The 12713-nt window shown below is 51.5% G+C and carries 12 protein-coding genes; 4 read left to right on the top strand and 8 right to left on the bottom strand.

The annotated features are described in order from the left end of the window. Positions 1-279: 279 nt before the first annotated feature. The gene (locus EIZ37_RS06915) at positions 280-1713 is read right to left on the bottom strand and encodes an MFS transporter (protein ID WP_134683860.1); all 1434 of its coding nucleotides are present in this window, start codon (positions 1711-1713) and stop codon (positions 280-282) included. A gap of 131 nt (positions 1714-1844) precedes the next feature. Between EIZ37_RS06915 and EIZ37_RS06910 the strand changes: the two genes are divergently transcribed. After that, entirely contained in the window at positions 1845-2741 is an 897-nt protein-coding gene (locus tag EIZ37_RS06910; protein WP_134683859.1) for a LysR family transcriptional regulator, read from the top strand. A gap of 461 nt (positions 2742-3202) precedes the next feature. Here EIZ37_RS06910 and EIZ37_RS06905 read toward each other — a convergent pair whose 3' ends face one another. Continuing rightward, the gene (locus EIZ37_RS06905) at positions 3203-4183 is read right to left on the bottom strand and encodes an aldo/keto reductase (RefSeq protein ID WP_134683858.1); all 981 of its coding nucleotides are present in this window, start codon (positions 4181-4183) and stop codon (positions 3203-3205) included. Between the two features lie 178 nt (positions 4184-4361). Between EIZ37_RS06905 and sigZ the strand changes: the two genes are divergently transcribed. Continuing rightward, complete coding sequence (gene sigZ / locus EIZ37_RS06900; protein ID WP_134683857.1) at positions 4362-4925, top strand: RNA polymerase sigma factor SigZ; 564 nt, start codon at positions 4362-4364, stop codon at positions 4923-4925. Positions 4926-5395: 470 nt separating this feature from the next. Here the strand turns inward: sigZ and EIZ37_RS06895 are convergent, their stop codons facing one another. The 5 genes from EIZ37_RS06895 to EIZ37_RS06875 form a co-directional block, all read right to left on the bottom strand. Further along, positions 5396-5944, bottom strand: coding sequence for a hypothetical protein (locus EIZ37_RS06895; protein WP_134683856.1), 549 nt, complete (start codon positions 5942-5944; stop codon positions 5396-5398). Positions 5945-6061: 117 nt separating this feature from the next. Next, entirely contained in the window at positions 6062-6952 is an 891-nt protein-coding gene (locus EIZ37_RS06890; RefSeq protein WP_134683855.1) for a nitrilase-related carbon-nitrogen hydrolase, read from the bottom strand. Between the two features lie 20 nt (positions 6953-6972). Further along, positions 6973-8358, bottom strand: a complete 1386-nt coding sequence (gene hydA / locus EIZ37_RS06885; protein WP_134683854.1) for a dihydropyrimidinase — start codon at positions 8356-8358, stop codon at positions 6973-6975. 95 nt (positions 8359-8453) lie between these two features. After that, positions 8454-9728 carry an NAD-dependent dihydropyrimidine dehydrogenase subunit PreA gene (preA, locus tag EIZ37_RS06880; RefSeq protein ID WP_134683853.1) on the bottom strand — a complete coding sequence of 425 codons (1275 nt, stop codon included), beginning with the start codon at positions 9726-9728 and terminating at the stop codon, positions 8454-8456. A gap of 39 nt (positions 9729-9767) precedes the next feature. Continuing rightward, a complete protein-coding gene (locus EIZ37_RS06875) occupies positions 9768-11123 on the bottom strand; it encodes an NAD(P)-dependent oxidoreductase (protein WP_134683852.1) in 1356 nt (451 codons plus the stop codon). A 173-nt stretch (positions 11124-11296) separates the two neighbouring features. Between EIZ37_RS06875 and EIZ37_RS06870 the strand changes: the two genes are divergently transcribed. After that, positions 11297-11818: a hypothetical protein gene (locus tag EIZ37_RS06870; RefSeq protein ID WP_134683851.1), complete on the top strand. Its 522-nt coding sequence runs from the start codon at positions 11297-11299 to the stop codon at positions 11816-11818. Next, positions 11815-12237 carry a hypothetical protein gene (locus EIZ37_RS06865; protein WP_134683850.1) on the top strand — a complete coding sequence of 141 codons (423 nt, stop codon included), beginning with the start codon at positions 11815-11817 and terminating at the stop codon, positions 12235-12237. Before EIZ37_RS06870 ends, EIZ37_RS06865 begins: the two co-directional genes overlap by 4 nt. An 18-nt stretch (positions 12238-12255) precedes the next feature. On the opposite strand, the gene EIZ37_RS06860 is transcribed toward EIZ37_RS06865, so the two are convergent. Further along, positions 12256-12591, bottom strand: coding sequence for an MGMT family protein (locus EIZ37_RS06860; RefSeq protein ID WP_134683849.1), 336 nt, complete (start codon positions 12589-12591; stop codon positions 12256-12258). Positions 12592-12713 lie beyond the last annotated feature (122 nt).

Genomic DNA, 12713 nt, shown 5'->3' with positions numbered 1-12713 from the left:
ACTGTTTACCTTTGAAACAATCCTGCCCGTTAGCCCCCCATACAGCGCTGCTGCACAAAAGATGATGAAAATTAATACTGCGGCTGGGAGGGTGGTCGTTTTAAGTAGGTGCTTCGAGCCCATCCATTAGTACGGAGTGTTTTATCCAATCGTTCCAGCAGAAAACCGGCATGATGCCGACGGAAATGAAGCGGAGCAATCCATGACCGGAAATCACGTTCTCTTGCTCTAATGAATGAACCCAATTAGGATTCGGCGTTTGTGGGACGGTCAATCGGCCTATCTTTTTGTTTTCCCTGCCGACAGCTGCAGAATGAATCCGATCACGATGGCTATCAAGAAAAAGGCGGCAAAAAAACGGAAACCGATATCCGTCGCATGAACCATCGCGCTTTGAGCCTTTGCGTCCGGGGCCGTTTCCGTAACGGAAAACAGCTGCGAGGCGACAGTGGCTGAGGAACTGAGCTGGACGATCGCTAGCACCAGTGTCTGACTTAATGCCCGGCTCATGTTGAACACCGTCCAGAACATGCCGGATCCGGCCCCAGCCTGCTCTCGAGGCACGACCGACAGCACTGCTTTCGCGAGCGAAGGCCAGGACAGTCCGGTGGCGGTGGAGACGATCAACAGCGGAGCGATTACGGCCCAGTGAGATAGCTGTGGGCCGAGCTGACCGAGCATCAGGAATGCGATGCCCAACGCGAACGACCCCAGCAAAATCATGCGTACTGGTCCATAGCGGTCGGCCAATTTGCCGCCGATAGGGGCCGTGATGAGCTGGGGAGCCGATAACGGGATCAGGAGCAGGCTCGCTTCCATCGGACTTAAGCCTTGCGCGCCTTGCAAATACAGGGTCATGAGTGTGATGATCGAGAAATAGCCGACGCAGTAGCTTATCGTGAGCCCTAGTCCGAACGTATAGCGACGATTGCTGAACAACCCCAGATGAAACAACGGGTGCCGGACGCGTCGCTCGATCCTTAAGAACGTGAATCCTAAAATCAAGGCGGCAGCGAACAGTGCGAGCGTCGGTCCGGACACCCACCCCCACGCCTGCCCTTCGGATAGTGCGACTAGGAAGGCGAGCAAACCCGAGCCGAAGGTAGCGATGCCGGGCCAGTCGGTTTTTGTGCGCTCCCCAGCGAAGTTGGTGTCCTTAAGGATCAAAAATCCGGCGATCAGACCGACGATACCAAATGGGACGACCACGAAAAAAATCGAGCGCCAACCGAATTCGCCGATCAACGCCCCGCCGAGCACCGGGCCGATAAGCGAGCCGACTACCCAGGAGGTGGAGTTGACGCCTAACGCAAGCCCGAACTGATTCGGCGGGAATGTGCGCATCAGAATCGGGGTACCGGTCGCCATCGTCATCGCCGCGCCTGCGCCCTGTACGAACCGCGCAGCAATCATCGTCGCGCCGGAGCTAGCCAATCCGCAAAGCATGGTGGCGGCGGTGAACACGGCCAGACCCCACAGAAAAATGCGCTTGGTCCCGAGCATGTCCGACCAACGTCCTGCCGGAAGCAAAAATATGGTGCTTGAGATGAAGTAGGCCGTGATTGTCCATATGCCCGTTTCGAATGTGATGCCTAAATCCTCCATCAGCGCCGGCAAGCCGATGACGACGATCGTAGCGTCGACGTTGGACATGAACGAGACGAGTGTGATGACGGATAAAACGCCCCATTTGTTAAGCTGGGCAACGGTCATGTAGCATCCTCCTTGAAACTTGGAATCGGTATGCTTTCAAATGTACACAGGAAATATTTTCATGTAAAATGATTAAAAACGAATTTATGATTCGCTTTTAGTGAATCTTCTGACGGGAGGGCGGAGGACGAATGGAAATCAATGAACTGCGCATTTTCCGTGCGGTCGCTCAGGAAGGCAGCATTACCCGGGCGGCGCAGGTGTTGGGTTACGTCCAATCGAATGTGACGGCCCGGGTGCAACAGCTGGAGGCAGAGCTAAATAAGCAACTATTCTACCGACAGCGAGGGATGGTTCTGACTCCCGCGGGCAAGAAGCTGCTGGATTACTCGGAACGCATCCTGCATTTGCTGGACGAAGCAAACAAAGCGCTGAATGACACTCCGGAGCCAGAGGGCAGGCTGTCGCTCGGCGCTTATCATACGGTTTCGTACTTGCATCTTCCAGAGCTCCTGACGCGGTATCATGTCGCTTATCCCCGCGTAGAGCTTTCACTTTTGACGGAGAGCTCAGCTGCGCTTGCCGAGAAGGTTCTTCATTATCAGCTCGATTGCGCGTTCGTCATGTCGCCGCTTCATGACGACCATATCGTGGAGGAGCTGGTTCGAGAGGATGAACTACTGCTGATTGCAAGCCCTGGAAACAACATCATCGACGACGTATATCGGCAGCCATTTTTGATGAATACCAAAGGTTGTCTGCATCGGGAGAGGCTCGAGACATGGCTGAAGCTAAACGGAATTATCTCCGTACTGTACATGGAATTCAATCATTTGGAGGCAATCATCAGGGGAGTCATGGCCGGTCTGGGGGCGTCGCTCGTTCCCCGTTCCGCCGTCGAGAAGCTCGTGGAAGCGGGACAATTGCGAGCATTTGCCATTCCACAAGAATTCGGCTTGATACAGACATACCTAATTCGCCATAAAGACTGCATGGTAACCAGCGCATTGGCGAAATTTATGGAAATGCTTAAAGAAAGCCCGGAATTCTTCATAGAAAAAGGAACCGTCCGTTCGGAGGATCCTTGATCTAGCGGGTTTTATCGCTTCGTTTTTTTTGGTAAAGTCGGAACGATTCAAAACTTCATTGAATCGCTTAGTTTGTACTACTCATAATTACACCAGGTTTCTTTTCAACTGTAGCCTATTGAGGCTACTTTTTTTCTAGTATCCTGCCCTTTAGCTTAACGACAGAAGGAGCAGCTGCCGCGGTGGCAAACTGCTCCTGGAGCGCTGAACTAACGTTCTCCGTTTTCTCAATAATATTCATTTAGAGCTGAAGGCAAATGGTTCAGTTTTAAGGAAAATATTAAAAGATGTCTGTTTCTTTACATCCTAGTAATCCTCAGCCTTTGCATTCTTACTTTTATTGGATTCGTTTTTTATTCCAAAAAATACACACGCTAAAATAATATGGATCAATGGAATCAATCCAATGAGTCGGAAAGCTGCTGCTAATACCTTTTTATTCAACGAGTGAGCGCGTCAACCTACCAGGCATAAGCCTCAGGGGTCTCTCCGCCTGGCCCTGGAAAGATGGCTTCAAGCTCGCGCATTACTTCCTTCCCCAGCTGAAGCTCCACGGCACGCAATGTGTCCCTCAGCTGTTCTACCGTTCTCGGTCCAATAATTGGTGCCGTTACTGCGGGGTTGGCAAGCGTCCAGGCAAGTGCGACGTTCGCTTCTGATTCTCCGATCTCCCTGCAAAGTGCGGAAAATTTTTCAAGCTGCACCCGATGCCGTTCGGCTCGTTCCGAAATCGCTGACGTCCGGGCTCCCTTTTCCGCGGAGAGTGCGCGACCTCCAAGAAGTCCTCCGGCCAGCGGACTCCACGGTATCACACCCAGTCCCAAATCTTGTGCAGCCGGCAGCACTTCCAACTCGGGAAGCCTTTCCAGCAGGTTGTACTTGTGCTGTTCGCTGACAAGACCCATGAAACGTCGTTCCTTGGCCGCTGACTGCGCTTTTACCAGATGCCAACCTGCGAAGTTGCTGGAACCGATGTAGCTCACTTTTCCTGTACGAACCTGTATTTCGAAAGCCTCCCATAGTTCCTCCCATGGTGTCCGCCTATCGATATGATGCATTTGGTACAATTCCACATGCTCGGTTTGCAGCCGCCGAAGCGATCCCTCGAGATGCCGTCTTATTTTATGGAGCGACAATCCTCTTGTGTCATTTGGTCCATCGAGCGGGTCGGATAGCGGTTCATACACTTTCGTTGCCAGGACGACCTTTTCCCTCCGCTGTCCCCCTTGTGCGAACCAACGGCCAATAATGCTCTCGGTAAGCCCAGCATTCTCTCCCCAACCATATACATTCGCTGTATCGAAAAAAGTAATTCCGGCATCCAAAGCTTCATCCATGATCCGAAATGCCGTTTGCTCATCCGTATCCACACCAAAATTCATTGTTCCCAGGCAAAGGCGGCTGACTCTCAAGCCTGTTCTTCCTAAAAAAGTGTACTCCATTTCATCATTACCTCCTGTTCGGTTGGTTCTCATTTGATAGAATGCTTTCATCGGTAAACATGACATCGTTCTCAAAGTGCCCTCATTGTCTTCCCACTCCTCACCAGTTTGACTACACTTAATATGACGGTGCCTTTTTGATTAGGACGCAAAAATTTTGGGGAAGGGAGTATCCATCATGCACAATCAGCATGACGAGCGGTGGGTTGACCTATACAGCGAAGTGAAAAGATTTGTTGCAAAAAAAGTAAAATGTACGACCGCTGTGGACGATATCGTACAAATTGTGTTTCTTAAGGCCTATGCCAATCTTGCGCGTTTAGCCGATCCAACCAAAATCAAACCCTGGATTTTTCAGATAGCGCGCAACAGTATTGTGGATTATTACCGGACCAGGATGAGCAAAACCGTATTACTGGATGATGTGGAAACGAGTGTATCGGGGGATTCTGCAGGAGCAGATTTCTCTCAAGAAGTGCTTATTTGTATGAAAGAAGCAATTCCGGGACTGCCAGCAGCCTATCGGGATGCACTGACACTTTATTTGGGAGGACTCACTCATAAACAGGTAAGTGAGAGACTGGGAATCTCACTATCTGCTACGAAATCGAGGATTCAGAGAGGGCGTGAGCGAATAAGACGAAAATTAACGGGGTGCTGCCATATTGAAGCGGATTTGTATGGCAATATTGTTGATTTTGCTGTTAAAAGAGATGGCCGCAAAGCTGCGCCGGAATCATAGACAGTCTTTAGGATCTTCGCTGTCTGTTTTACCGAATGTTTGAACGAACGAGAGAAAGCACCCATTGCGAAAGCTGAATTGATGAAGAAAATAATATTGTTCGTTGAAAATAAAATTCTAGAGTGGATTTGTTGTCCTACGCAGTTCTCGGAAAAGAAAAACTACATCCTATGAAAATTAACTTTTTGACTGCCCACATTACATAAAACAGCGGCTACCTAAGACCTGAAAATATAGTCTTAGACGACCGCTGTTTTATCTATCGAAGTTGTTAGCTGAATCCTTTCTCCTCAATGAAACCCTTCCGTTTTAAGTAATTGTCAATAAGGAAGTCATGATTAACCCAGTGATCTTTATAACCTTCCCGTTGTCCACACAGCTCCACCAGGTTCCTCATTCCATTCAAACTGATGAAACAGGGTATGTGGCCTCCGCCGCGATCCTGCCGTTCTCGTAATGATGCCAAAAGTCTAAATCTGAATATTCTCTGAATCCTTCTCGCTCTCTTTTTGTTCAAAGTAGCCATACAAAGAAATGTCTGCAATCTGCATCTCCGGTTGATAGGATACATAATAAGTCAATTCCTCAGATAATGGATACACAATTCCGTGATAGTCGCGATCCTGCAAATAGGCTCGAATCCGTTCCCCTGTCCAGGCTTGCCACTCGTGGGAAGTCATGATCGAATGAATGCGAAGCAGCTCACTATCCGTATATTCCCAGAGAAGCGCCTCTTGCCGCAGTTCATTTTCCCCATAAGCGGAAGTGAGGAACATCATCTCTTGCGTGTCTAGCGTCTGCCTCAATATCGCGCCCTTATCCCATCCTGCTTCCGCGTGGCAGTATGCATATTCTGCCGCGACCTGCGGATTGCTGACCAGATAGACTCCTTGTCCAAACACCGCTTTCGCCCGGATCCCTTGTAAAAATGTTCGCCTTTCCTGCTGCTCATAGCTCTGTCTCGCAATCACTTGGAGCGCTTCTTCGTACTTCACCCCTCGGTAAACGATCACAGCCATTTTGGATTCCCCTTTTCGCTCGTAAACAAATGGGCTTGCCAAGAACGTGAAAATACCCACTCGGCAAGAGGTGCGAAACGCCGAGTGGGATGAAAATCTTGTACTGTCGAGAAACGCTTATGGAAGCAGCCGGGCCATGTCTTCGTAAGTTTCCGGACGACGATCCCGATAAAACTGCCATAAATCACGAACTTCGTGTATCAGGTTTTTGTCCATTTCCGCCACGATCACTTCGTCTTGATCTCTGCTGCCAACCGCTACGAAACGACCGCGTGGATCGACCAGGTACGATTGACCGTAAAATTCTCCCATGTTCCAGGGAGCTTCCACCCCGACGCGATTGATGGCGGCCAGATAATACCCGTTTGCCACCGCGTGGGCAGGCTGTTCCAGCTTCCATAAATATTCGGACAAGCCCGCCACCGTGGCGGATGGGTTGAACACGATCTCTGCACCGTTCAATCCGAGCAGACGGGCTCCTTCAGGGAAATGGCGATCATAGCAAATGTACACGCCTACTTTGGCATATGCCGTGTCAAACACGGGATATCCCAGATTCCCCGGCTTGAAGTAGTATTTTTCCCAGAAACCGCAGCCATTGCCGCCAGCCGCGACGTGCGGAATGTGATTTTTCCGGTATTTGCCGAGATAGGTACCATCTGCGTCGATGACGGCCGCCGTATTGTAGTAAATGCCGATGCCTGCCTTTTCATAGACAGGTAAGATGATGACCGTACCCAGCTCTTTGGCAAGTTCCTGAAACAGCTGAGTTGTCGGCCCATTCGGCACCTCTTCGGCGGATTCATACCATTTGGTGTTTTGCTCTGCGCAAAAATAAGGACCATAGAAGATTTCTTGGAGACAAATGATTTTTGCCCCTTTTTCTGCTGCTTCCCTTACCAGACGTACATGTTTCTCGATTGCCTTTTCTTTATGCACCTGTACCGGCTCATCCCCATGCACCTCGTGAATGGCTTGGATGAGCCCGATGGATACTTTGTTTGGCATCCGTGCAACCCCCTTCTGTTTTATGGTCTTGCAAATGTGCGTCGGTGTAAAAATTGCCCGCTGCCCGGCTGTCCTACATCCTGTTTATCCCGTACGACAAAGGCACCTCGCGATAAGACGGACACGACTTCCCCGTGCAGCTCCATTCCCTCAAAGGGGTTGTAATCCACCTTCATATGATGCGTAGCTGCCGATATGGTTCGCTTCCCTTGTGGGTCAAAAAGTACGATATCCGCGTCTGCGCCAACCGCGATCGTTCCTTTTCTCGGATACAGGCCAAAAAGCTTGGCAACTTTGGTGGAGATCACATCCACAAATTGATTGAGGCTGATGCGTCCCTTGTGTACCCCCTCTGAGTACAGCAAGCCAAAGCGATCCTCTATGATCGGGCCGCCATTCGGAATTTTGGTGAAGTTTCCTCTCCCCAATTCCTTTTGTCCTGCGAAATTGAACGGACAATGATCGGAGCCGACCGTTTGCAGGATGCCGCTCTTCAACGCATGCCAGAGCACATCCTGGTTCCATGCTTCACGCAAAGGCGGGGACCATACGTATTTGGCTCCTTCAAAGTCCGGCTTTTCCAGTGCCGTAATATCGAGTACCAAATATTGCGGACAAGTTTCCCCGTACACATCCCAGCCTTTTTCCCGCGCCTCGGCAATACGGCGCACCGCATCCGCGCAGGAAACATGGACGACATACAGCTGGGAGCCTGCCAAAGCAGTCAGTGCCGCTGCACGGCCTGTCGCTTCCCCTTCCGCTTCGGGTGGTCTGGTCAGCGCGTGGTAGATTGGCTCCGTTTGTCCATTGGCAAGTGCACGTCGGGTCAGGTAGTCGATCACGTCCCCGTTTTCAGCGTGAACCTGCACCAACGCGCCCAGTTCCTTGGCCCGGGTCAAGGTCTTGAACAAGGTTTCGTCATCCGCTTGCAGCGTATTTTTATAAGCCATGAACACTTTCAGAGAGGTGATGCCTTCATTTTTCACGACCGATTCCAGCTCTTCCAGCACTTGATCATTGGCTTCGCCGATCATAAGGTGAAAACCGTAATCGATGAGTGCTTTTCCCCGCGCTTTTTCATGCCAAGTAGCAATCGCCTCCTGGAGGGTCTTGCCTTTTTGCGTCAGGCAGAAATCGATGATGCTCGTCGTACCGCCGAACGCAGCCGCTCTCGTCCCCGTCTCAAAATCATCGGAGGATACCGTACCGCCAAATGGCATATCGAGATGGGTATGCGGATCAATGCCCCCTGGAAAAACGTACAAGCCAGAAGCGTCAATGACTTCCGCATCCTGCCCATCCAAGCCCTGACCGATGGCAACGATGGTTTCCCCATCAATCAGCACATCCGCTTGATACGTATCCGATGCCGTCACCACGGTACCGCCGCGAATCCATTTTTTCATGCTCTTCCCTCACCTCGCCCGGATTACGGATGTCCTTCACAGTGAAAACTGCCGACATCCCGCTAGTACAAGCTATGCAAGCCCATTCGCAAACATTACTCCGTCGCTCCGCCGGATGCCAGCGCTGCCTGCCGTTGGTTCCAGGTAAGCGGTGGCTCACCGGTCGGAATCTCTACCATCTCAATCGTTCCCTCCACCGGGCAGACGATCGAGCAAAGATTGCAGCCGACACAGTCCTCCTCGCGTACAACCAGACGTTCTTTCCCAGTTGCTTGATCCTTGATGATATCGATGCATTGATGGGACGTATCCTCACAGGCGATATGGCATTTGTTGCAGTTGATACAGGTTTCTTCATGGATGCGGGCGACCACCTTGTAATTCAGATTGAGATTGCCCCAATCGGAATAGGTATGCACGGCTTTGCCGACGATGTCCATGACCGACGCGATCCCTTTTTGCTCCAAGTACTGATTCAGCCCGTCGATCATATCCTCCACAATGCGGAAGCCATGGTGCATCGCTGCTGTACATACCTGGACCCCTGTGGCTCCCATCAGCAAAAACTCGACCGCGTCGCGCCAAGTAGAGATCCCTCCGATACCGGAGATCGGGATGCCCACCAAAGGATCGCGGGCACACTCGGCGACCATGTTGAGTGCGATCGGCTTTACGGCGGGTCCGCAATACCCGCCATGCGCGCCTTTTCCATCCACATGGGGAATCGGCAGCCAACGGTCTAGATCCACCCCGATCAGGCTGTTGATCGTATTGATCATGCTGATTGCATCTGCTCCTCCTTGGGACGCCGCCCTTGCAGTGAAGCGTATATCCGTAATGTTTGGCGTCAGCTTGACGATCACAGGTGTCTGCGCCACCTCCTTGACCCATTCCACCTGCTGGCGGATCAGGTCGGGATGCTGTCCCACGGCAGATCCCATCCCGCGCTCCGCCATCCCATGCGGACAGCCAAAATTCAACTCGAGTCCGTCCACCCCGATTGCTTCCACCTGTTTGACGATTTCATGCCAAGCCTCTCGCTTGTGCTCGACCATCAGCGAAGCGATCAACGTATGCTTGGGAAACAGCTTTTTCGTCTCCGCCATTTCCTTCAGATTGACATCAAGCGGTCGATCCGTAATAAGCTCGATATTATTGAAGCCAAGCACCCGCTGTCCGCCGTAATGCAAGGCCGCAAAGCGCGAGGTGACATTGATGATCGGCTCGCCGAGTGTCTTCCAGACTGCGCCGCCCCATCCTGCATCGAAGGCCCGCTGCACCTGATAGCCCGAGTTGGTGGGTGGAGCCGATGCCAGCCAAAATGGATTCGGTGACTCGATGCCGGCCAGATTGATGCGTAAGTCAGCCATGATTCTTACCCTCCCCGCTCATTTTGTTTTTCGTAATTTTCAGTCACTTTCCCGCGCGGTTTTTTCTACTAATGCCGCGTGAATGGCATGCGCCGCTCTTTTCCCGTGATTCGCCGCATCCACCACCATCGCATCTACGCCACCGCCTCCGAAGATAACATCGCCCGCTGCGTAAATTCGCGGATGAGTGGTGCGATAAGTAGTCGGATCGATCGAGATCACGCCTTTCGAATGACCGATTCCAAACGATTCGATCAGCGGGAGCAGCCGTTCCTGACCGATCGCCTTGACGACAAAATCTACTTCCACGACATATTCGCTACCAGAAATCGGTTCAGGTCGTCGGCGCCCTTTTTCATCCGCCTCGCCAAGCTTCATGCGCGTCAGTTCTATCCCCGTCACACGGCCATCCGTACCGATGATCCGCTTGGGTGCCACCAGCCAGCGGAATTCCACGCCATCCTGTTTCGCGAATTCATATTCAAACGGATATGCCGTCATCTCCTTTTCCGTCCGTCGATACAGGATCTGCACTTGATCCGCCCCGAGACGCTTGGAACAGGTAGCGGCGTCAATCGCAGTGTTTCCCGCCCCAATAACGGCTACCTTTTTCCCGATGAAATCTTCGCGGAGCGGTCCGTTCTTCGTCTCTTCCACCAAAGTGATGGCATCCAGAACACCTTCCAACTCCTCGCCTTCGATGCCCAGCTGCGGCACATTGCCCATGCCTACGGCAAGCAGGACGGCATCGTAGTTTTGCAGGAGTTCTTCAGGCTGCACATCTACTCCCACGCGTGTGTTCGTCAGAAAGCGCACGCCAAGCGAGGCGACCTGCTCGACTTCCCAGAGGGACACCTCCTGCGGCAAGCGGAAGGAAACGATGCCGTATGTGTTGAGTCCCCCTGCCTTCTCCTTGGCTTCGTAGACTGTCACGTCATAGCCAAGCCTCGCCAGCTCCCTTGCAGCAGAGATGCCCGCCGGTCCCGCTCCGACAATCGCGACTGTTTTGCCGTTTTTCTCACCCGGCTGGAACAACGCAGCCTGATTCCGGATCGCCCAATCCGTCGCATGACGCTGCAAAAGCCCGATCATGATCGGCTTCGAGGCATGATTCAGTACACAGGCACCTTCACACAGCTCTTCTGTCGGACAGACACGCGCGCAGCTCGCCCCCACCGGATTGGCTTCCATGATTGTTCTCGCGGATCCAAAAAGGTTTCCAGTGGCGATTTTTTTAATAAAGGAAGGAATGTCAATTGAGGTGGGGCAAGCCTTGATACAGGGGGCATCATAGCAGTAAAGACAGCGATTTGCTTCATCCAGCGCTTCTTTTGGCTTAAGGGGCGGTGTCGCTTCCTCAAACAAGTGTCTTCTTTCATCCGTGTGCACACTCATGGCGCTACCCTCCTTGATCCTTTTGCTATTAATCAATGAAAGCAGCCACCCATTTATGTATATGATTTCATGGATTCCGTAGAAAATGTTGAAATCATTCCGCCAAAAAGACACATGTTTGATTTCATACCTTCATACGCTCTTAGCAAGAAGTCGGCAAAGAGGGATCTGCCATGAAAGAGATTGATGAAAAAATCGCGCAAGTGCGGGCGATAATCGTAGAAGCCACCCTTGCGTTGATCGAACTCGAAAAGGAACGCGAAACCGCCCTGCAATTAATGCAGGAGCGCTCCCAATATGTATCCTCTCAGGAAATCATCGACCTGATCTTCCAATCATGCGGGAGACAGACGAGTCTCGCCACGATCAAGCGTTGGGCCGATCATGGCTTTCTGGGCGAAATACTCAATGAACGCGAGAGGTTTCCAACCTTGGTACACAAGCAGGGGAACAAGCGTTTTTTGTATCGGAAAGACACCGTTTACTCCTTTTTGGCAAAAAAAGGCTTACTGCGCCCCCGCTTTGAAGTCTTAGATCTTGTCTGTTTGCGCGAAGATCCAACCTGTCGGGGAATGGTAGTGGAAGTCAATCGCTTGGAAGCCAGCTTTCTTTATACGATTCAATTAGAAGGGAGTCAAAAAACGATGGCGGTGAAGCAGGAGGACTTGATGCGCCAGGAAGGTCACCCGCTATGAGTGTGGTCGTGCTAATCCTGCCGAATACAGCGAAATATCAGATGGTATGCCGGGAGATTCGCGATCTGCACAAAAAAAGAAATCAGCCCCTCACCATCCAGTTCAGTGAAGGGCTGACTCATATTCAGCTGGAAGCACCATGTTTATACATTCCCGATAAACGTGCATTGGGGAAAGAGGCCAAGATCCAAGGTACGGTCAAAAAGATGGACGGACACTATGAGATCCATCCCCGCGAAAAAGGGAAAACAATCAACCTGTTTCTCGATTCCGAGCTGGTAACCGAGCTGGAGCAGATTCGTTCCCACGTGAAAAAGAAGACCCAGCATGATGTGATCCTGGATATGTTCATTCGGGGGCTTCGCGCCTACCAAGCGGAGCAAGAGGAAGCGGAGGCAACAACGACGAAACGAACATAGATTGTAATCATGGCCGTATTAAAACGCTTCAGGACCCACTTCCTCTATAAGGGGGTGAAACTGAAATCGCTCCAATGAGACGAAGCCGTTATCACCGACCTCCACTCCCTCACTCTCCAGGTAGAGCTTCTGAAGCGCGGCGCTCTCGTCGTCTTGGATGCTGATCTGGCCTTTTGCATTGATGATGCGGTACCAAGGCAGCTGATGTTTTTTGCTCAGCGAATGAAGAATCCGGACGACTTGCCGCGCTCCCCGTGGACTGCCTGCTGTCGCGGCGACTTGGCCATAGGTCATGACCTTCCCTGGAGGGATTTGCTGGATGATTTGGATTACTTTTTGGGTAAATGGGGTCATTTGATGCTCCTTAAGTAGTGATTTAATAACTATAATTGACCTGTTTCATGTAACTCTACTTCGCTAAATAAGGATACTTTCTCCTGTCACCGCCGGGTTAAAATTGACCCAGGTTCGCCGGA

Origin of the sequence: Brevibacillus migulae (assembly GCF_004521915.1) — a bacterium.
GTDB lineage: Bacteria > Bacillota > Bacilli > Brevibacillales > Brevibacillaceae > Brevibacillus_F > Brevibacillus_F migulae.
This window is presented reverse-complemented; position numbering and strand designations above follow the sequence as displayed.